We start from the raw sequence: 21,068 nt of genomic DNA on the forward strand, positions 1-21,068 counted from the left end.
CTCCTCGTGGGGAGCGCGCTGTCACCGCGGCCGGCGGGGAACCTGCCGGCCGAGGTGAACACTCTGGTGGGGCGCCGTCCGGACATCGCCGAGGTCAAACGCCAGCTGAGCGGCACCAGGCTGCTCACCCTCACCGGCGTGGGCGGCGTCGGCAAGACCCGGCTGGCCGCCAGGGCCGCCGCCGAGCTGCGCCGCTCCTTCCGGGACGGCGTCTGGCTGGTCGAGCTGGCCGACCTGACCGGCCCGGAGCTGGTGCCGCACGCGGTGGCCACCGCGCTCGGCCTGCACGACGACACCGGCCGGGACCGCCTGGAGGTGCTCGCCGAACAGCTGCGCGCCCGGAGCCTGCTGCTGGTGCTGGACAACTGCGAACACCTGCTCGACGCCTGCGCCGCCCTGGCCGCCCGGCTGCTGCGCGCCGCCCCCGGCCTGCGCGTGCTGGCCACCAGCAGGCAGCCGCTGGGCGTGGCCGGCGAACAGGTCTGGCCGGTGCCGCCGCTGGTGGTGCCGGAGCCGGAGGCGGCGCGGCGGCAGGACACCGCGCTGACCCTCTTCGCCGAACGGGCCGCCGCGGTGGCCCCGGACTTCACCCTGACCGCGGAGAACCTGCCCACGGTGGCCCGGTTGTGCAAGCAGCTGGACGGGCTGCCGCTGGCCATCGAGCTGGCCGCGGTGCGGGTGCGCGCGCTGACCGTCGGCGAGATCGAGGAACGGCTGCACGACCGCTACGGCCTGCTCACCGGCGGCAGCAGGGCCGCGCTGCCCAGGCACCAGACCCTGCGCGCCGCGGTGGACTGGAGCTTCGAGCTGTGCGCGCCGCGGGAACAGCTGCTGTGGGCCCGGCTCTCGGTGTTCGCCGGCAGCTTCGACCTGGCCGCGGCAGGCGCGGTGTGCAGCGGGGACGGGCTGCTGGTGGAGGAGGTCTTCGACCTGGTCGCCGGGCTGATGGACAAGTCGATCCTCAGCCGCGAGGACCATCCGGCGGGCGCCCGCTACCGGCTGCTGGAGACCCTGCGCCAGTTCGGGCTGGAGAAGCTGGGCGAGCCGGCCCGGATCGTGGTGCAGCACAAGCACTGCGCGCACTACCTGCGGCTGATCGAGCGCGCCGAGCGCGAGTGGTTCGGGCCGAGGCAGCTGGAGACCTTCCGCTGGCTGGAGTCCGAGCACGCCAACGTGCGGGCCGCGCTGGAGTTCTGCCTGTCCGCGCCGGAGCGGGCCGAGTGCGGCCTGCGGCTGGCCGGCGCGCTGTGGTGCTACTGGACGGGCTGCGGCTACCTCGCCGAGGGCGGCTACTGGCTCGGCAGGGCGCTGGAGCAGAACCTCGCTGACCGGCCCGCGCGGCGCAAGGCGCTGTGGGTCAACGGTTACGTGGCCAACCTGCAGGGCAGGCTGGCGGTCGCGCGGGACTGCCTGACCGAGGTCAAGGCGCTGGCCGAGGGCGACGGCGACGAGGTGGTGCTGGCCTACGCGGTGCACCGGCTGGGCTGCCTGAGCCTGCTCGGCGACGACCTGGACAACGCGGTCGAGCTGTTCGGCTCGGCGATCGACCGCTACAACCGGCTCGGCCTGGTCAACGGGCACGTGCTGATGAGCTACGTGGAACTGGCCGTGGCGCTGAGCTTCCGCGGCGAGTTCGACCGGGCCGCGCGGCTGTGCCACACCGCCTACGGGCTGAGCAGCGCCGCCGGTGAGCGGTGGGCCTCGGCGTATGCCACCTTCTGCCTCGGCCTGGTCGACTTCTGCCGCGGTGACCTGGCCGCCGCGCGGGCAGGCGCGCAGGCCTCACTGCGGGTCAAGCGGGACTTCCACGACCTGCTCGGCATCGTGCTCGCGGTGGAGCTGCTGGCCTGGACCGCCGCGGCCGAGGGCAGGCCGGAGCGGGCCGCGGTGCTGCTCGGCGCGGCCGAGGCGCAGTGGGGCGCGGTCGGCTACCCGCTGTTCGGCTCCCGCCACTTCCTCCAGCCGCACGCCGGCTGCGTGGCCGAGACCAGGGCCGCGCTCGGCGAGGCCGCCTACATCGCGGCGCACGAGCGCGGCCGCGACCTGACCACCGAGGCCGCCATCGACCTCGCCCTCGACCTGCGCCCACCGGCCAGGTCCCGGCCGGTCAGGGCCGGTGCGCCGGACGCGCTGACCAAGCGGGAGCGGCAGGTGGCCGAGCTGGTCGCGGAGGGCCTGTCCAACAAGGAGATCGCCGAGCGCCTGGTCATCGCGGTGCGCACCGCGGAGGGCCACGTGGAGCGGATCCTGCAGAAGCTGGGCTTCAGCTCCAGGGCCCGGATCGCGGCCTGGGTCGCGCAACGGCGCAACCGGGACAGCGGTTCGGCCGAAAGATAGGTATTTATCCCGTCCTCTCGCGGGCGCGGGCGGCCGACGATGACTACAGAGGGTTCCACTCCCCCCGGGAGCCCTCCGGACCGGCGCGACGCGTTTGCTGACCCCTGCGTGGCCGTGCCGGAGGCGGGTGGCGTCGATGTCTGACTCCCCCCTCGACCATCGACGCCACCGCCACTTACTCCTGTTGAAGAGTCCTCGCGGGCCGCCAGAAAGAGCGAGGCTGGAGATGATGTCGGTCGAAGACAGCGTCCTGGTGACGCGGGTCGAAGCCGGTGGCGATGCCGCCGTCCTGCGGGTGGAGGGCCTGCTCGACTCCAGTTCCTACCCGCAGTTGCGCGATGTGCTGCTGCACGCGGTCGACCCCGCCCCGCACGCGCTGGTGGTCGACCTGTCCAGGCTGACCGCGCTGACCCCGGCGCCGCTGTCGGTCTTCGCCGTGGTCCGCCTGTCGGTGGCCCGCTGGCCGGGCGTGCCGCTGCTGCTGGCCGCGCCGGGGCCGGAGCTGCGCGCGGTGATGGACCGCAGCACCGTGCTGGAGTTCGTGCCGGTGTTCCCGACCGTGCCCGCCGCGCTGGCCTCGGTGCTGGACGCGCCGCCGCGCAACCGGGTGCGCTTCAGCGTGCCGGTCTGCCGGGTCAGCCCGCAGTGGGTGGCCGAGGTGGTCGGCGAGGTGTGCCGGAACTGGGGCGTGCCCGCCTCGGCGGCGGCCGCGACCTCGGTGGCCGAGCGGCTGATCTTCGAGGCGCTGGCCGGGGACTCCTCCTGGGGCGAGGGCCTGCTGCTGCGGGTCGAGCTGTGCGACGGGCTGCTCACCGTGGCGGTCCGGGTGGACGACCCGTTCCTGCCGCAGCTGGGCGGCGGCGTCGACCGCGGCCGGGAGCTGGCCGCGGTGGCGCACACCTGGGGCTACACGCCCACCGGCGACGGCAGGCGGGTGGCCTGGGCGACGATCAGGACTTCTTCTGGCTAGGACCGCATCCGGTCCCGCAGCGCGTTGACCACCTCATCGCTCCACTGGTGGGTGCGGATCAGCCGGTAGCGCTCGCCGCTGACCACCAGGTACGCCTCGGCCTCGGTGCGCTCGCCGACCAGGTCGGCCTGGCGCAGCATGCTCACCACCGGGGTGAACTCCTCGGTGAACCAGCGCCGCGCGATGGTGGCCCGGTCCCGGAACTCGCCCTCGTCCTGCATCAGCCGGAAGCCCCAGGCCTCGACCGACTCGCCCAGCTCGGCGTAGTCCCACGGGTCGCTCATCACCACCGCGGCCCTGGCCTGCCCGACCAGCGGCACCCGCTCCAGGAAGATCCGCCGGTAGTCCTTGACGATCAGGTCGCCGCGGTGCCGCACGCCGTAGGGGTCCAGCTTGGTGCGCACCTCGGTCACGTAGGCCTCGATGGTGCGCAGGCCCAGCGCGTGCGCCACCGAGACCCGGTGGTGCCCGTCGTTGACGAAGTGCAGGTCGCCGATCCGGTAGACCTCGATCGGTGGCACGCTCTCCCCGCGCCGCTGGGCCAGCGCCAGCCGCTGCCAGCGCTCCCGCACCCTGGCCGAGGTCGGCCGGAACCGCCGGTCGAAGTCCCTGGTCCGGTCCACGCTGCCGACGATCGAGTCCAGCCGGATGACCTGGAGCCCGAGCCGCCGTTCGCTCTCCCGGCCCAGCGCGGCCACCACCTCGTCGAAGGGCAGCATGATGTTCACGTCGTCGGGCTCCCTGCGCAGCCAGGCGGCCAGCCTGGCCAGCACCTGCCGCCGCCGGGCGCGCAGGAAGTCGTTCTCCGCGTCGGCCCGGGGGAAACCGGTGTCACCGCGCACGCCGAACCTCCTCGGTGGATCCGATGTCGAGCAGGTGATAGCCCACAACATTGCGCACCAGCGTGTCGCCCAGCCGACGATCAGGTGTCATCTCACCGTGCGGGTGGATGTGGCCGTGCAGCAGCAGCCGGGGCCGCAGCCGGTGCACGGTGTCGTGCAGGCAGGCGAACCCGCGGTGCGGCGGGTCCTCCCGGTCCCCGCAGCCCAAGGGTGGCGAGTGGGTGAGCAGCACGTCCACGGATTTCCCGTCGCGCAGCCGCCGCCAGTCCGCCTGCCTGGCCAGCCGCCTGGCCCGGCGCGCCTGCTGCCGCTCGGTCCACTGGTTGGGCCCGGCGTTGTACCGGATCGAACCGCCCAGCCCGGCGATCCGCAGCCCGGCCACGTCCACCACCGCGCCGTCGATGTTGGCCGCCCCCGCCGGCCCCGGCCAGCGCGCCGGCATGCCGTCCCTGGTCCACAGGCCGCGCACGTTGCTGTAGCCAGACAGGTCGGGGTCGTGGTTGCCGGGCACGAACACGCACGGCCGGTCCAGCGTGCTGACCAGGTACTCCAGGTAGTCGAAGGGCAGGTCGCCCGCGCCCAGGATGAGGTCGACCCGGTGCTGCCGGACCTGCTCGGTCCACAGCTGGGCGACCACCTCGTCGGAGACCACGAGCACCCGTGCCATGGGGCGAGAGTAGGCCGTTCAGCGGCAGGGTGCGGTAGCTTGCCAGGGCAGTGTCGAGGCAGGGGGAGACGATGACGCAGCCACCGCAGTGGGGTCAGCCGCCGCAACCGCAGCAGCCGTACGAGGGCGGGTACCCGCCGCCCGGCTACCAGCAGCCGCAAGCGCCCTACCAGCCACAACCCGGCTACCAGCAGCCTGGCGGCTACCCGCAGGGCCAGCCCCAGCCCGGGTATCAACAGCCCGGTGGCCCGCCGCCCGGCCAGCCCCAGCCCGGCTACCAGCAGCACCCCGGTTACCAGCCCGGTCCGCCGCAGGCCGGTCCCGGCAAGCAGGTGCTCCCCGGTCAGGCGAACCGGCCCAGCGAGGTCTCGGTCGCGATCGTGCTCAACTACCTGCTGGCCCTCGGCATGCTGGCCTTCGGCATCGTCATCCTGGCCATGAGCATCGGCGGCGAGGGCAGCCTGATCGTGATGATCCCGATCTCGGTCATCGTGGCCGGGCCCGGCCTGCTCAACCTGATCGGCGCGCTCTCCCTCGCGCACAAGGACTTCCCCAACCTGCAACAGTCGCAGATGGCCACCGGCCTGCCGATCGTGATCTGCTCGATCGGCCTGGTCCGCTCGCTGATGCGCAACATCTCGATCAGTCTGCTGCCCGTGCTGGGCACCTTCCTCATGCTCGCGGCCTGCGGCGCGGTGCTCTTCCTGCTCAGCCGTCCGCACGTGAAGGAGTGGGTGCGGCTCACCCACGAGGACTCCATCCGGCGGGGTGTGGTCCCGCGCAACGGACCGCGCACCATGAACCGCTGAACCCCTCTGCCACCAACATCTTCAGCAAGTCATCAGCTGGGTCCGACAGGGTCGCTGGGTCAGGTTCGCCACGGCTTGGGAGGAACAGCGATGCGCGTTCGGAGACTGCTGGCGGGGACCGCGGTGCTGGTGGCCGCGCTGGCCGGGGCGCCGGCCGCGGTGGCCGGGACCGCGCCGTTCCCCGCTGAGTTCCCGCTGCCGAACGGGTTCCAGCCGGAGGGCATCGCCATCGGCGGCGCCTCGGCCTACTTCGGGTCCAGAGTGGACGGTTCGATCTTCAAGGTCGACCTGGCCACCGGCAAGGGCAGCGTGTTCAGCAAGGGGCCAGGCACCCCGTCGCTCGGGTTGAAGGTGGACGGGCGCGGGCGGCTGTTCGTCTCCGGCGGCAACGGCGGGGACGCGCGGGTGGTGGACACCCGGACGGGCAAGGTCCTTGCCAGTTATGCCTTCGCCGAACCGGGCACCAGCTTCGTCAACGATGTTGTGCTCACCCGCTCGGCCGCCTACTTCACTGACTCGTTCAAGCCGGTGCTCTACCGGCTGCCGTTGGGCCGCAACGGCTCGCTGCCCGCCGCCGGTGAGTTCAGCACCATCCCGCTGACCGGCGACTTCGTCCAGGGCGCCACCGGGGTCAACGCCAACGGCCTGGTCACCACGCCGGACGGGGACGCGCTGCTGGTGGTGCAGTCCAACACCGGCAAGCTGTTCCGGGTCGACCCGCGCACCGGCGTGGCCAGGACGGTGGACCTGGGCGGCGCGCTGCTGACCAACGGTGACGGGCTGCTCCGGCTGGGCCGCACGCTGTTCGTGGTGCAGAACCGGCTCAACGTGGTGACCCAGTTCCGGCTGGCCGAGGATGGCAGCAGCGGCAAGCTGACCCGGTCCATCACCGATCCGAGATTCGACGTGCCCGCCACGGTGGCCCAGTTCGGTCACCGGCTGTACCTGCCGAACGCCCGTTTCACCACTCCGCCCACGCCGACCACGCCGTACAACGCGGTGGCGGTCGACATTCGGTAGCCACGCCCGCACGGGGAGCCGCGGGTGCTGAGCTTCCTGCCCGCGGCTTTCCGCAGCCGGGTGAAAACCCTTGGGGGGACTGCCGATCAGTGTTCTTGAAGGACTAGCCTCGCCTCTGTGCTCGTGGAGCTGTTCCAGGATGCCGCCCGTGGTTGCCGCCAGCGGAGTCCGCTCAACCACGCCCTGTTGACCGCCGCGGCCGAGGACTTGGCCGCCGGTGGCGTCACGGCGTCGGTGATGGCCGGATCCGAGCGGGACCGGCGCGGAAGTGTGCCCGGTCTGCGATTCGCAGGCTCACTGCATCGGCTGGTGCTGGAGGGCAAGGCCCCCAGCCTGGCCAAGCACTACCCGAGCGTCGGCGGCGCCACCGACCTGGGCAAGCTCTGGTCGGACGCCCAGCCGGTGCTCGCCGAGCACGCCGACGAGCTGCGCGGCCTGGTGCGCTCCACGGTCGTGCAGACCAACGAACCCGGCCGCACCGCCCCGCTCTACGGCGGGCTGCTGGTGGCCGCGAGCCGGGCCGCCGCCGCGGTCGGCCGGGCCGAGCCGTATCCGGTCCGGTTGCTGGAGATCGGCGCGAGCGGCGGGCTGAACCTGCGCCCGCACCGGGTCGGCTACCGGCTGGCCGACGGCAGGGTGCTCGGTGACAAGGGCAGCCGCCTGCTGCTCGACCCGGAGTGGACCGGCCTGCCGCCGGTCGACCTGGACCTGCCGCTGGAGCTGGTGGAGCGCGCAGGCTGTGACCTCAACCCGGTGGACGTGTCCACTTTGGACGGGCAGCGGCAGCTGTCCTCCTTCATCTGGCCGGACCAGCTGGACCGCTGGCGCCGGTTGCAGCGGGCCATGCGGCTGGCCGTGGACGACCCGGTGAAGGTGGAGCGCGCCGCCGGGCCGGAGTGGCTGCGGCGGCAGCTGGCCCAGCCGCGGCCGGGCGTGCTCACCGTGGTCTGGCACTCGGTGGTCTGGCAGTACGTCTCACCCGCGCAGCGCGCGCAGGGCCGCACCGTGCTGGCCGACGCGGCCGCCCGCGCCACCGAGGAGAGCCCGCTGGCGCTGCTGGTCTACGAGCCCAGGGAACGGGTGGGCGGTTTGTTCCGCTTCGACCTGTTGCTCCGATTGTGGCCTGCCGGAATTTCGCTGCACCTGGGCAGTGGCTCCGGACATGGGATCCCGTTCACATGGGACGAACAACGCTGGAGCTGATCCGGAATCGCTGCTAGCCTGCTGAAGGTTTGCTCGATTTCGCACGCGCGCTAGGAGGTGATCGCCCATGACTCTCGGTGATCCTCCTAGTAGTCGTTTCTGACTTCTTTCTTCTCTTATTTCCCGGTGCGCCCTGAGCTGGCGTAGCCGGTGACTTCTGCTGCCCTTTTTCCGGCATTCGCACAGTTCGGATCCCGTCATGTTCGCTGTCCTTGGCGTGCCCGCACGCCGTCGCGCCGTGCTGACCGACGCCGCCGTCGCGCTGGGCGTCGGCCTGCTGCTCTACCTGGCCATCCGCCTCGGCGCGGGCGTCATCGCGCCGCTGCCCGCCGACCATTCCCTGGACCGGATCAGCACCGATCCCTCGGTGCTGCCCTACTACGCGGGCCGCACGCTGCTGCGGATGTTCGCCGCGTTCGCGCTCTCGTTGGTCTTCACCATGGTGGCAGGCACGCTGGCGGCCCGGTCCCGGCGCGCGGAAAAGATCATCCTGCCTGCCCTGGACATTCTCCAGTCGGTGCCGATCCTGGGTTTCCTCTCCGTCACGGTCACCGGATTCATCGCGCTTTTCCCGGGTTCCACGCTCGGGGTGGAATGCGCGTCGGTATTCGCCATCTTCACCTCGCAGGCGTGGAACATGACCTTCGCCTGGTACCAGGCATTGCGCGCGCAGCCGAGGGAGCTCGGTGAGGCGGCCACCATGCTGCGGCTGACCCGCTGGCAGCGGTTCTGGAAGCTGGACGCGCCGAGCACGGTGATCCCGCTGCTGTGGAACGGGATGATGAGCTTCGGCGGCGGCTGGTTCTTCGTGGTGGCCGCCGAGGCGATCAGCGTGCTCAACCAGAGCTACGCGCTGCCCGGCATCGGCAGCTACGTGGCCGCGGCCACCGAACGCGCCCAGGACGACCGGCTGCTGCTGGCCATCGGCGCCATGGTGCTGCTGGTGCTGGCGGTGAACCTGCTGTTCTGGCGGCCGCTGACGGCCTGGGCCGAGCGGTTCCGGATCGAGGAGGCCGAGGCGGCCACCGCGCCGCGCAGCCTGGTGCTGGACCTGCTGCGCCGCTCCAGCCTGCCCCGCCGCCTGGCCGCGCTGCTGCGCCCGCTGGGCGAGGGGCTGGACCGGGCGGCCAGGGTCTTCGGCAGGCCGAGGGACCACTGGCAGGTCTCGGCTGGCCGCCGCGGGCTGGGTGACGCTGCGCTGCTGGTCGCGGTGCTGGCGCTGCTGGGCTGGGGCACGGTGTCCGCGGTCGGCTACCTGGCCGGCACCGCGAGCTGGGCCGATGTCGGCGAGGCCGCCTGGCTGGGCCTGGTCACCTTCGGCCGGGTGCTGCTGATCGTGGCGGTGTCCTCGCTGGTGTGGGTGCCGGTCGGGGTGTGGATCGGGCTGCACCCGAGGGTGTCCCGGCTGGCCCAGCCGGTGGTGCAGGTGCTGGCGAGCTTCCCGACCAACTTCCTGTTCCCGTTCGTCACCGCGCTGCTCATCGGCACCGGCGTCACCCTGGACTGGGGCGGCATCCTGCTGATGAGCCTGGGCGCGCAGTGGTACGTGCTGTTCAACGTGATCGCCGGGGCCAGCGCGATCCCGGCCGACCTGCGCGAGGCCGCCGCGGACCTGCGGCTGCGCGGCTGGCTGCGCTGGCGGCGGCTGATCCTGCCCGCGGTGTTCCCGGCCTGGGTCACCGGCGCGCTGACCGCGGCCGGCGGCGCGTGGAACGCCTCGATCGTCTCGGAGTTCGTCTCCTACGGCGGCGACACGCTCACCGCCACCGGCCTGGGCGCCTACATCAAGACCGCCACCGAGAGCGGCAACCAGCCGCACATCCTGATCGGCGTGGTGGTCATGAGCGCCTACGTCGTCGCCCTCAACCGGCTCTGCTGGCGGCCGCTCCAGGCCCTCGCCCAGCGCCGCTACCACCTCTGAGATCGGAGTGCTGACATGACCATCGTGGCACTGGAGCACGTCTCCAAGAACTTCAGCGGCCTGCCCGTGCTGGCCGACATCAACCTGGAACTGCGCGCGGGCGAGGTGGTCGCGCTGCTCGGCAAGTCCGGTTCCGGCAAGTCGACGCTGCTGCGCACCATCGCCGGGCTGGTCGAGCCCAGCAGCGGCCGGGTCAGCTACCGCGGCGAGGCGCTGCGCGGGGCGAACCCCGGCACCGCCATGGTGTTCCAGAGCTTCGCGCTGCTGCCCTGGCTGACCGTGCGGGAGAACGTGGAGCTCGGCTTGCAGGCGCGCGGGGTCGCGCAGGCGGAACGGCGGCGGCGGGCCGAGGAGATGATCGACCTGATCGGCCTGGACGGCTTCGCCGGGGCCTACCCGAAGGAGCTCTCCGGCGGCATGCGGCAGCGGGTCGGCTTCGCCCGCGCGCTGGTGCTGGAGCCGGACGCGCTGCTGATGGACGAGCCGTTCTCCGCGCTGGACGTGCTCACTGCGGAGAACCTGCGCAGCGAGCTGATGGCGCTGTGGGGCAGCGCGCGGTTCCCGACCAGGGCGATCTGCGTGGTCACGCACAACATCGAGGAGGCCGTGCTCTTGGCCGACCGGGTGCTGGTGTTGGGAGCAAACCCCGGCCGGATCACCGCGGAGATCACCGTGCCGCTGAGCAGGCCGAGAGACCGGCGCGGTGCGGGGTTCCTGGCCGTGGTGGACCAGATCTACACCGCTCTCACCGGCTCGGCCGCGGGCCGCACCATTCCTGACCCGCGCACCCCGCTCATGCGCCCGCTCCCCGAGGCCACCGTCGGCGGCCTGGCGGGCCTGGTCGAGCTGGTCGCGGGCAGCGGCGGCCGAGCCGAGTTGCCCGAGCTGGCCGCGCAGCTGTCCTTCGAGGTCGACGACCTGATGCCGCTGGTGGACGCGGCCGGCATGCTCGGCCTGGTCGAGGTGGCCGGGGCCGGGGCGCACCTGACCCTGGACGGGCAGGTGTGGGCCGAGGCGGACATCCCGGCCAGCAAGCGGCAGTTCGCCAAGCTGGCCGAGGCGCACGCGCCGCTGATCGGGATGATCACGCACGCGTTGCGCACCAGCCGCACCGGACGGCTGCGGCAGACCTTCTTCCTGGACCTGCTGCGCCGCGGGTTCACCCAACAGGAGGCGATGCGGCAACTCGCCGTGGCCGTGGACTGGGGCCGCTACGGCGAGCTGTTCGACTTCGACGCGGTGGCGCAGGAGCTGGTGCTGGCGGACGGAGAGCGGTCATGACGTTGCTGTGGTGGGAGGTCGCCGCCCGGCTGGGCTCGGCGCTGGTGCTCGGCTCGGTGATCGGGCTGGAGCGGCAGTGGCGGGCCCGGATGGCCGGGCTGCGCACCAACGCGCTGGTGGCCACAGGGGCGGCGCTGTTCGTGCTGCTCAGCGTGCTCACCCCGGGCGAGGGCAGCCCGACCAGGATCGCCGCCCAGGTGGTCTCCGGTATCGGTTTCCTGGGCGCGGGCGTGATCATCCGGGACGGGGTGAGCCTGCGCGGGATCAACACCGCGGCCACCATCTGGGGCGCGGCCGGCGTCGGCTGCCTGGCTGGCGCCGGGCTGTTCCCGCACGCCGCGGCGGGGGCGGCGGCGATCGTGCTGGCCAACGTGGTGCTGCGCTCGCTGGCCCGCAAGGTCGACCGCACCCAGTCCGAGACCGACCGGCGCTACCTGTACGACTTCAAGGCGGTCTGCCGGGACGCCGAGGAGGCGCACATCCGCGCGCTGGTCGTGCAGTCGGTGACCACGGCCGGATTTGTGTTGCAGGGCCTGGAAAGCGAGGACCTGGGCGCCTCCGGCAAGGTGGAGGTCACCGCGCGGCTGTCCGGCAAGGGCAAGCAGGGCACCGAACTGGAGTCCGCGGTCAGCCGCCTGAGCCTGGAACCGGGCATCAGCTCGGTCAGCTGGCGGGTCGTGGAGTCCGACCCGGAGGTCTGACCCGCCCCGGCCCCGGCGGAGCTCGCCGGGGCCGGGGGTCTCACTGCCGGTTCGGCGCTGAGCTCAGCGAACGCAGCAGCTGCTTCAGGTGCGCGCCGATCACCTCGACGTTGGGCGGGTCCAGCACCGAGAGGTGGTGGCCGGGCACCCGGACCACCTCCAGCGCCGGGGCGAACTCGTCCCAGCCCAGCGGGGCGTCGTCCCGGTCGAAGCGCGGGTCCTTCAGGCCGCCGGGGGTCTTGTCGGCGGCGCTGTAGAGCACCACCCGGCCGTCGTAGAGCTCCGGCTGGTAGCGCTCCAGGACCCTGGTGTCCAGGAACGAGGTGCGCTGGTGGTGCAGGATCGCGGTGCTCACCTCCACGTTGACCAGCTGGTGCGCGGTCATCTGCTCGATCAGCAGGTCGATCTGCTCCTCGTCGTCCAGCCGGGCCAGCACGTCGTACGGCAGCTCGATCCGCCTGCCGTAGCTGGCTTCCAGGAAGTCGGCGAAGCGGCGGAAGCGCAGCTCGGCCAGCCGCACCTCGTCCAGGCCCGCCGGTAGCGGCAGCGGGTTCAGCGAGTCGATCATCGCCACCAGCTCCACCTCCGCGCCGGCCGCGGTGAGCTGCTGGGCCACCTCGTAGGCCAGGAACCCGCCGAGGGACCAGCCGGCCAGCCGGTAGGGGCCGCTGGGCTGCACCGCGCGCACGTGGTCCAGGTAGCAGCCCGCCTTCTCCGGCAGCTCGCGCACGTGGTCCACCCGGTCCAGGCCGTAGGCGGGCTGGTCGGGGTCGAGCAGGTCGACCAGCTGCCGGTAGACCGCGGTGTCGCCGCCGGCCGGGTGGAAGAAGAACAGCGGTGGCTGGCCGCCGTCCCTGCGCAGCACCCGCAGCGGCGACTGGCCGCTGCCGACCTCGCGCTCCCGCACCCAGCGGGCCATGCCCTCCACCGTGGGCACCGCGAACAGCTCGTCCACCCGCAGCACCCGGCCGCTGCGCTCGGCCAGCAGCCCGGCGATCCGCTCGGCCTGCACCGGGGTGCCACCGGCGGACTCGAAGGTCTCGGTGACCCCGACCGGGCGCAGCAGCACCTCCTGCCACACCGCGCTGACCAACCGTTCGGCCGCGTCCCTCGGCGGCACCCTGACCGGCTGCGCGGGACCGGACTCCCTGGCCCCCAGCGAAAGTTCGCCGAACAGCCAGGTCTCCAGCTCGGCCAGGCTCGCGCCGCGCAGCAGCAGCGCGGTGGGCAGGGTGAGCCCGAAGTCGTGCTGCACCGCGTTCTTCACCCGGACCGCCAGCAGCGAGTCCAGGCCGAGCCCGGTCAGCGGCGACTCCGCGGGCAGCGACTCGGCGGCGAAGCCCATCAGCCCGGCCACCCTGGCCCGCAGCTGCCCGGCCGCGATCCGGCGGGCCTCCGCTGGGTCCACTGTGGACAGTGCTTCGACCCCGGGCCACTCGACCTCGGCGACCGGCGCGGCCGGGACCAGCTCGGCGAAGAACGGCGTCCTGGCCGCCTCCGGGAACAGCTCGGCCAGCGCCCGCACGTCCAGGCGCAGCACGCCGGTGGCCGGGCGGCCGGAGGCCAGCACCGCCTCCAGCGCGGCCACACCCTGGTCCGGGGTGATCGCGGCGACCGCGCCGACCTCGCGCTGGGCGGCCAGGCCGACCTCAGCCCAGGTGCCCCAGTTGATGGTGGCCGCCACCTGGCCCTCGCCGCGGCGGCGGGCGGTGACCGCGTCCAGGTAGGCGTTCGCCGCGGCGTAGGCGGCCTGGCCCGGTGAGCCGAGCAGCGCGGCCGCGGAGGAGAAGCCGAGCCACCAGTCCAGTGGCAGCCCGCTGGTGGCCTCGTGCAGCCGCCAGGCGCCGTAGGCCTTGGGCCGCCACACCCGGCGCACGTTGTCCGCGTCCAGCCGGCCCAGCACCCGGTCGTCCAGCACCGCGGCCGCGTGCACCACACCGCGCAGGCTGGACCCGTCCTGGGCCACCTCGACCAGCCGTTCGGCCACCCCGGGTTCGGCGATGTCCCCGGTGACCACCTCGACCACGGCACCAGCGGCGCGCAGCTCGGTGATCATCTGCCGGGCGGTGGTGCCGGGGTTGGACCGGCCGTTGAGCACCACCTTGCCCGCGCCCCGCTCCACCAGCCAGCTCGCCAGCACCAGGCCGAGTCCGCCGAGTCCGCCGGTGACCACGTACGCGCCGCCGGAGCGCACCACCGGCGCCTCGGCCGGTTCGGGCAGGGTCGCCCGCCGCAGCCGGGCCGCGTACCGGACCCCGCCGCGCCAGGCCACCTCGTCCTCGGTGCCGCCGCCGAGCAGCTCGGCCAGCAGTTCGGCCACCGCCGCGGTGGCGTCCACGTCCACCCAGCTGGCCCGCAGCGCGGGCTGCTCGAAGGCCAGCACCCTGGCCAGTCCGCGCAGCGCGGCCGCGGCCGGGCGCACCAGCTCCGCGCCCACCACATCGGCCCCGCCCCCGCCGACCAGCCACAACCTCGGGGTCAGGCCGCGTTCGGCGACCGCGCCGACCACGGCGGAGGCGGCCACGGTCAGCCGCAGCGCCGCGTCCAGGCCCTCCGGACCGTCCGGATCCGGTTGCACCAGCACGATCCCGGCCGGCGCCGCCTGGTCCAGCACCTCGGCCAGCAGCTCGGCGGTGATGTCCACAGTGGACAGCAGGATCGGGTGCCTGCCCGCGGCGGCGAGGCCGTCGGCCAGGTCGCAGACCAGCTTGTCGTCCTCGCCGATCACCAGCCAGGTCCCGCTGGTCTCGCCCACCGGGGCGGGCGGCAGATCCGCGCGCTGCCACACCGTTTCCAGCAGCAGCTCACCCAGCGGCACGGTCAGCTCGGTCCGGCGCACCTTGCGCACGAACACGCCGTTGATCTCCAGCACCAGCCTGCCGTCCGGATCGCTGAGCTGGACGTCGGCCAGGATGCCGCCGCCCTCGCCGGAGACCCGGACCTGGCACAGGCCGCCCTGGCTGACCTCGCCGTAGACCCGCACCGCGCCGAACTCCATCGGCAGGTGCAGCTCGTTGTCCGCCACCGGCGGCAGCGCCGCGCCGAGCACCTGCAGGCAGGAGTCCAGCACCGCGGGGTGCGCGGCGAACCGCGAGTTCGGCGGGGCCTGCTCGGGCAGCACCACGCTGGCCGCGGCGGTGCCGTCGCCGGTGGCGTGCACCTCGGTCACCCCGGCGAAGGCCGGGCCGTGCTGCTGGCCGAGGGCGCGCAGCCGCCGGTACAGCTCGGCCCGCTCGATTCCCGGGCCGGACAACAGGTCCGAGCCGTCGAAGGGCGCCAGCTTGGCCTCCGCCGGTTCGGCCGCGGCCACCTTGGCGGTGGCGTGCAGCGTCCAGCTGTCGTCCTCGGCCCGGCTGTAGATGTTGACCAGTCCGCGCAGCCCGCCGCCGGGGATCAGCACCGTGGTCAGCCCGGTGCGCGCGCCCAGCGCCAGCGGCCGGTGCAGCGCCACGTCGCTGGCCTGCACCTGCCCGACCGGCAGCCCGAAGGCCGCGCTGGCCGCGGACAGCGCGATCTCGGCGTAGGCCACGCCCGGCAGCACCGGCACGTCGTCCACCCGGTGGTCGGTCAGCCAGGGCAGCGCCTCCAGCCCGACCTCGGCCGACCACAGGTGCCTGCCGTCCTCCGGCAGCTCCAGGTGCGTGCCCAGCAACGGATGTCCGGCGGTGGCGCCACCGCGGCGGCGGCTCGGCGCGACCCAGTACGGCTGGTGCCGCCAGGGCGTGGTGGGCAGTTCGGCGAACCCGGCCCCGGCCTTGGGCAGCGGATGCCCGGCCAGGCGCAGCCTGCCCAGCTCGTGCCGCAGCTGCCTGCGTTCCGGCTCCTGGCGGCGCAGGCTGGCCAGCACCACCGGATCGGCCTCCTCGGCCCGCGCGGTCTCGGTGATCGCCTGGGCCAGCACCGGGTGCGGGGCGATCTCCAGGAACACGCCGAACCCGTCGGCCAGCGCGCGGGAGACCGCCTCGGCGAAGCGCACCGGCTGCCGCAGGTTGGCCACCCAGTAGCCGGAGTCGAACCTCGGCTGCTCGGACACCGTGCTGTAGAAGGGGATCTCCGGCTTGCGGCCGCGCAGTCCGCGCAGCTCGGCGGCCAGCGCGGGCAGCACCGGCTCGACCAGGGCGGAGTGGCTGGCCACGTCCACCTTGACCAGCCGGGCCATCCGCCCGCTCGCCTCCACCCGGGCCACCAGCTCGGCCACCGCCTCGGCCGGTCCGGCGACCACGGTCTGGCCGGGCGCGTTCCGCACCGCGATGTCCACATCGGACAGTCCGGCGGCCAGCTCGGGCAGCTCGTCCGCGCGCAGCTCCAGCGCGGCCATCACCCCCGGCTGAGCCAGCTCCGCGGCCAGCCGGGACCGCGCGGTGACCACCCGCACCCCGTCGGCCAGTGACAGCGCGCCGCTCACCACGGCCGCGGCCACCTCGCCCACCGAGTGCCCGATCACCGCGTCCGGCCGCACCCCGGCGGCACGCCACAGCTCGGCCAGGGCCACCTGCACCGCGAACAGCGTCGGCTGTACCACGGCGAACCCGTTCAGCTCGGCCTTGGCCGACAACAGCTCCAGCGGCGAGAACCCGGCCGCCGCGCGCACCAGTTCGTCCACTTCGGACAGCGCCTCGGCGAACACCGGCTCGGTGGCCAGCAGCTCCGCGCCCATGCCCGCCCACTGCGAGCCGTGCCCGGAGAACACCCACACCACCCCGGAACCGAGCCGGTCGCCCCGGCTCACCGCGATGTTCGGCGCGACCCGGCCAGCGGCCAACGTGCGCAAGCCTTCCAGCAGCTCGGCCTTGTTCTCGGCGGTGACCAGCGCCCGGCTCGGCCCGGCGAACCGCCGGTGCAGCGCGTCGCGGACCGCGCCGAGATCGGTCTGCGCGGTGGCCAGCCACTCGGCCAGCCGGCCCGCGCTGTCCCGGATTCGTTCTGGAGAGGGGCCGGACAACAGGTAGCCATCCGGCCCCTCCACCGTCGAAACAGAGGCAGTCGCGGCTACCTCCTCGACGATCACGTGCGCGTTGGTGCCGCCGAACCCGAAACCGGAGACTCCGGCGCGGGCCGGGCGGTCCTGACGCGGCCACGGCTGGGACTCGGCGGCCACCGCCAGTCCAAGCCGGTCGAACGGGATGTGCGGGTTGGGCTCGGTGAAGTGCAGGCTGGCCGGGATGGCGTCGTGGGCCAGCGACAGCACCACCTTGATCAGCCCGGTGATGCCGGCCGCGGCCTCCAGGTGACCCACGTTGGTCTTCACCGACCCGATCAGCAGCGGCGCGCCGGGCTCGCGGTCCGCGCCGAGCACCGCGCCCAGCGAACCGGCCTCGATCGGATCGCCGAGCAGCGTGCCGGTGCCGTGTGCCTCCACGTAGTCCACTTCGGACGGTGCGATGCCCGCGTTGGCGTAAGCCGTGCGCAGCAAGGCTTCCTGGGCCTCCGGGTTGGGTGCGGTGATGCCGTTGGACCGGCCGTCGGAGTTGACCGCCGACCCGCGCAGCACCGCGAGCACCCGGTCCCCGTCCCGCCGGGCGTCGGCCAAGCGCTTGAGCACCACCACGCCCGCGCCCTCGGCCCGGACCATGCCGTTGGCCGCGGCGTCGAAGGCCCGGCACCGGCCATCTGGCGAGGTGACGCCCATCTGGTCGAAGTTGACCGTGACACCGGGGCCCAGCAACAGGTTCACGCCGCCGGCCAGGGCCACCTCGCTCTCCCCGGCGCGCAGGCTCTGCATGGCCAGGTGCACCGCGACCAGCGAGGAGGAGCAGGCGCTGTCCACCGCCACACTCGGCCCACGCAGGTCCAGCACGTAGGAGAGCCGGTTGGCCGCGATGCTCAGCGCCGCGCCGGTGCCGCTCCAGGCGTCGATCCGCTCGGCCTCGCTGATCGCCAGCTGCCCGTACTCGTTGCCGCTGATCCCGACGAACACCCCGGTCCGGCTGCCGCGCAGCCCGGCGGGCGCGATCCCGGCGTGCTCCAGGGCTTCCCAGCTGACCTCCAGCAGCAGTCGTTGCTGCGGGTCCATGCCGGCCGCCTCGCGCGGGCTGATGCCGAAGAAGTCGGCGTCGAAGCCGGTGATGTCGTCCAGGTAGCCGCCCCAGCGGGTGGTGCGGGCCAGCACCTCGGCCGCCTCCGGCGAACCGGCGTGCCCGGCCCAGCGCTGCTCGGGCACCTCGGAGATGACCTCACGGCCGCTGGAAAGCAGGTCCCAGAAGGCTTCCGGGCCGTCGACCCCGCCGGGCAGGCGGCAGCCGAGGCCGACCACCGCGATCGGCTCGGTGGCTTGCGGGGCCGCTGACGCCGCGGGCGGGACGGCGTCAGCGGCCCGTGGCGCGGCCCCATCGAGCAGGGCCGCGCTGATTCCGGCGATCGTCGGGTGCTCCCAGACCAGCGTCGCCGGAAGACTGCGGTCGAGGTGGTCCTCCAGCTGACCGGACAGCGCCACCGCGTCCCGCGAGGACAGCCCGTAGCTGTCCAGCGGCTGGTGCACGTCGATCTCCTCCGGCGTGCGGCCGACGGTCTCGGCCACCCGGCGCAGCAGCCAGTCCTGGAGTTGTTGCCTGGTGGTCATAGCAGCTCTCCGTATGCCCCGCTGAGGTACTGGTCCCTGGTCGCGCCGCGGGCGATCTTGCCGCTGGAGGTGCGCCGCACCTTGCCGGGCGGCACCAGCCGGAAGTCGGCCAGCCGCAGGTCGTGGTGGGCCGAGACGGCCTGGCGCACCGCTAGGGCGACCGCGGCCGGGTCCCGGTCCGGCTCCGGCACGTGCCGGGAGTACTCGGCGATCACCACCACGCGCTCGTCCGCGCCCTCGGTGAGCGCGAAGGCGGCCACGTAGTCCCGCCGGACCGCGGGGTGCGCCTCGTGCACGGTGCCCTCGATGTCCTGCGGGTAGTGGTTCTTGCCGTCGATGATGATCAGGTCCTTGGCCCGGCCGGTGATGAACAGCTCGCCCTGGTGCAGCGCGCCCAGGTCGCCGGTGCGCAGCCAGCCGCGTTCCGGGGCCGAGTCCGGGCCGCTGGTCAGGTGGCCGTCGAAGTCCTGTGCGGACTCCTCGGGTTTCTGCCAGTAGCCGTCGGCCACGTTCGGCCCGTGCACCCACACCTCGCCGACCGCGCCCTCGGGCAGCGCCGCGCCGGTGGCCGGGTCGACCACCAGCACCCGCAACGCGATGCCGGTGCCCGCGCCGACCAGTTCGAGTGCGGTGTCCGAAGTGGACGGTGTCAGCCTGCCCGCGCTGAGCTCGGCCCGGTCAACCTTGAGCACGGTTGGTCCGGCGGCTCCGGTGGCGGTGACGTACACGGTGGCCTCGGCCAGGCCGTAGGACGGGCGGTGCGCCTCGGGGGCCAGTCCGGCCGGGCCGAAGGCGGCGTTGAACCGCTCGATCGTCTTGGCCCGCACCGGCTCGCTGCCGTTGATCATGATCTTGACCCTGGACAGGTTCACAGTGGACTTGAACTCGTCACTGGTGCGCGCGACGGCGTAGTCGTAGGCGAAGTTCGGCGCCGCGGTCAGCGTGTTCGGGTGCGCGGCCAGCTGGCGCAGCCAGCGCTCCGGCCGCTGCAGGAAGGCGAACGGGGTGCAGAACACCGAGTGCGCGCCCAGCAGCACCGGCACCGCGAGCATCGACATCAGGCCCATGTCGTGGAAGAACGGGATCCAGCCGGAGCAGGTGTAACCGGCGTCCATGCCGTAGGCCGCGGCGATCTGCGCGGAGTTCACCACCAGGTTCCGGTGCGTGATCACCGCGCCGCTGGGCGCCCTGGTGGAGCCGGAGGTGTACTGGAGGTAGGCCGGGTCGTCCATGGACACCAGCGCGGGCCGGAAACCCGCCGCCGCCGACGGATCCACCTTGTCCACCGCGAGCACCTGCTTCGGGCTGGGCGCCAGCTCGCCGTCGAGCAGCTTGCGCACCTGCGGCAACGCGTTCTCCGTGGCCAGCCACACCTCGGGATCGCAGTCGGCCAGCGCGCCGACCAGCCGGGACCCGTGCAGGCTCACCTCGGGCGCGAACAGCGGCACGCCGATCACGCCCGCGTACAGGCAGCCCAGGAACGCGACCACGTAGTTGAGGTCGTGCGGGGTCAGGATGGCCACCCTGGCTCCCGGCGCGGTGGTCTGGCGCAGCTGCCCGGCCAGCGCGCGGGCCCGCAGGTCCAGCTCGCGCCAGGTCAGCGTGTGCTCGATCCCGGCCCGGTCCTCGTTGTAGTCGACGAAGGTGAATGCCGGGCGGTCGCTGTTCGCGTTTCGGTGCAGAAAACCGGTGAGCGGCATCGACCCGGTGAAGTCGTGCTGTGCCGGCACGGCGAATTCGATGTGGTTCATCGGAGAGTCACCCTTTTCGGGGAAGGGAGCTGAGGGAGCGGCCGTGCGTCGTCGAATGGCCGGTGTGAATCCATTGTCGAACGGATCGTTAGGAATGCAACCTCCCTGGGTATGTGAACCCAGGCACGTGCCAGACCCTACTTTCGTAGTGCCGAGAGCAGAAAAGGAAAGGTAGTGTTCAGTTCGCGCCGCCAATAAGGCCAGGTGTGCGTGCCCGCATAGGCGTGCAGGCTCACCGGAATGCCCAGCTGCCCCAGTCGCGCGGCCAGGTCGAGCGTGCCGGGGCCGATGATCCACTCCAGCACCGAGCCGCCGGAGAACCGCCGGTCCAGCGGGCCGCGCCGCCCGTCGCCGGTGGACAGGTGCAGCGGGGTGCCGCGCAGCGCCTCGGCGTTGCGGTAGGGGTCCTCGGCCAGCCAGTGCGCCCGCGACGCCCACAGTGAGCTGGCCTTTTCCCCTTCCCGGCGGAGCATCGCGCGGGCGAAGGCCGGCATGCCGCGGCGGGTGGTGTGCAGCAGACCGCTGAAGGAGGCGACCGCGCGGAAGAAGCCGGGATGCCGCTGCGCGCCGCGCAGCACGCCGTAGCCGCCCATCGAGACCCCGGCCCCGGCCCGGACGTCACTGGCCCGGTAATGCTTTTCCAGCAGCTCGGGAACTTCACTGAAAACGAATTCATCCCAGTGTGGGATCGTTCCCACGTGATCCGGCGCCAGCCAGTCGCTGTACAGCCCGACCCGGCCGCCCGGCGGCATCACGACCAGAATCCCGGCCTCGTCGGCCAAGTGAAGGATATCTGTCCAGCGGAGCCAGCAGGTATGGTCATCGCCCGCGCCGTGCAACAGGTACAGCGTCGGCCAGCCCTGTTTGCTTTCGCGCCACTGCCGGGGAACCAGAAGTGTGAGTTCGGCCTCCCGGCGTAACGCGGAAGATTTCACCTGGATGTCAACCACGCGGTCGTCGCGCCAGCGTTCACTGTGCATACGAGAAGCCTCAATTCGACGTTAGTG

At 72.9% G+C, this 21,068-nt stretch carries 13 protein-coding genes; 8 read left to right on the forward strand and 5 right to left on the reverse strand.

Annotated elements, in window-relative coordinates; translation table 11 throughout:
- Nucleotides 1-66: 66 nt before the first annotated feature.
- The gene (locus M8C13_RS39485; RefSeq protein WP_252485941.1) at nucleotides 67-2,337 is read left to right on the forward strand and encodes a LuxR C-terminal-related transcriptional regulator; all 2,271 of its coding nucleotides are present in this window, start codon (nucleotides 67-69) and stop codon (nucleotides 2,335-2,337) included.
- A gap of 229 nt (nucleotides 2,338-2,566) precedes the next feature.
- A complete protein-coding gene (locus M8C13_RS39490; RefSeq protein ID WP_252485942.1) occupies nucleotides 2,567-3,307 on the forward strand; it encodes an STAS domain-containing protein in 741 nt (246 codons plus the stop codon).
- Here the strand turns inward: M8C13_RS39490 and M8C13_RS39495 are convergent.
- Both M8C13_RS39495 and M8C13_RS39500 read right to left on the reverse strand, forming a co-directional pair.
- On the reverse strand, nucleotides 3,304-4,149 hold the full coding sequence (locus tag M8C13_RS39495; protein WP_252485943.1) for a chromosome partitioning protein ParB: 846 nt from the start codon (nucleotides 4,147-4,149) through the stop codon (nucleotides 3,304-3,306). The two genes, M8C13_RS39490 and M8C13_RS39495, sit on opposite strands and share 4 nt — an antisense overlap.
- Nucleotides 4,139-4,816, reverse strand: a complete 678-nt coding sequence (locus M8C13_RS39500) for a metallophosphoesterase (RefSeq protein WP_252485944.1) — start codon at nucleotides 4,814-4,816, stop codon at nucleotides 4,139-4,141. The genes M8C13_RS39495 and M8C13_RS39500 overlap by 11 nt, the downstream gene beginning before the upstream one ends.
- Nucleotides 4,817-4,887: 71 nt before the next feature.
- Here M8C13_RS39500 and M8C13_RS39505 point away from each other — a divergent pair, with 71 nt between their 5' ends.
- The 6 genes from M8C13_RS39505 (at nucleotide 4,888) to M8C13_RS39530 (ending at nucleotide 11,751) form a co-directional block, all read left to right on the forward strand.
- On the forward strand, nucleotides 4,888-5,625 hold the full coding sequence (locus M8C13_RS39505; RefSeq protein WP_252485945.1) for a hypothetical protein: 738 nt from the start codon (nucleotides 4,888-4,890) through the stop codon (nucleotides 5,623-5,625).
- 90 nt (nucleotides 5,626-5,715) lie between these two features.
- Nucleotides 5,716-6,645: a superoxide dismutase gene (locus M8C13_RS39510; protein WP_252485946.1), complete on the forward strand. Its 930-nt coding sequence runs from the start codon at nucleotides 5,716-5,718 to the stop codon at nucleotides 6,643-6,645.
- A 117-nt stretch (nucleotides 6,646-6,762) separates the two neighbouring features.
- Nucleotides 6,763-7,848: a DUF2332 domain-containing protein gene (locus tag M8C13_RS39515; protein ID WP_252485947.1), complete on the forward strand. Its 1,086-nt coding sequence runs from the start codon at nucleotides 6,763-6,765 to the stop codon at nucleotides 7,846-7,848.
- Nucleotides 7,849-8,047: 199 nt separating this feature from the next.
- Nucleotides 8,048-9,769, forward strand: coding sequence for an ABC transporter permease subunit (locus M8C13_RS39520; RefSeq protein ID WP_252485948.1), 1,722 nt, complete (start codon nucleotides 8,048-8,050; stop codon nucleotides 9,767-9,769).
- A 15-nt stretch (nucleotides 9,770-9,784) separates the two neighbouring features.
- On the forward strand, nucleotides 9,785-11,050 hold the full coding sequence (locus tag M8C13_RS39525) for a nitrate/sulfonate/bicarbonate ABC transporter ATP-binding protein (RefSeq protein ID WP_252485949.1): 1,266 nt from the start codon (nucleotides 9,785-9,787) through the stop codon (nucleotides 11,048-11,050).
- A complete protein-coding gene (locus M8C13_RS39530; RefSeq protein ID WP_252485950.1) occupies nucleotides 11,047-11,751 on the forward strand; it encodes an MgtC/SapB family protein in 705 nt (234 codons plus the stop codon). Before M8C13_RS39525 ends, M8C13_RS39530 begins: the two co-directional genes overlap by 4 nt.
- Nucleotides 11,752-11,791: 40 nt before the next feature.
- Here the strand turns inward: M8C13_RS39530 and M8C13_RS39535 are convergent, their stop codons facing one another.
- The 3 genes from M8C13_RS39535 to M8C13_RS39545 all read right to left on the reverse strand — a co-directional run bounded on the left by M8C13_RS39535 (nucleotide 11,792) and on the right by M8C13_RS39545 (nucleotide 21,041).
- On the reverse strand, nucleotides 11,792-18,310 hold the full coding sequence (locus tag M8C13_RS39535) for a type I polyketide synthase (RefSeq protein ID WP_252485951.1): 6,519 nt from the start codon (nucleotides 18,308-18,310) through the stop codon (nucleotides 11,792-11,794).
- Nucleotides 18,307-20,061, reverse strand: coding sequence for a fatty acyl-AMP ligase (locus tag M8C13_RS39540; protein WP_252485952.1), 1,755 nt, complete (start codon nucleotides 20,059-20,061; stop codon nucleotides 18,307-18,309). Before M8C13_RS39540 ends, M8C13_RS39535 begins: the two co-directional genes overlap by 4 nt.
- 137 nt (nucleotides 20,062-20,198) lie before the next feature.
- Nucleotides 20,199-21,041, reverse strand: coding sequence for an alpha/beta hydrolase family protein (locus tag M8C13_RS39545; RefSeq protein ID WP_252485953.1), 843 nt, complete (start codon nucleotides 21,039-21,041; stop codon nucleotides 20,199-20,201).
- Nucleotides 21,042-21,068: the final 27 nt, after the last annotated feature.

Origin of the sequence: Crossiella sp. SN42, from assembly GCF_023897065.1 — a bacterium.
Taxonomy (GTDB): Bacteria; Actinomycetota; Actinomycetes; order Mycobacteriales; family Pseudonocardiaceae; genus Crossiella.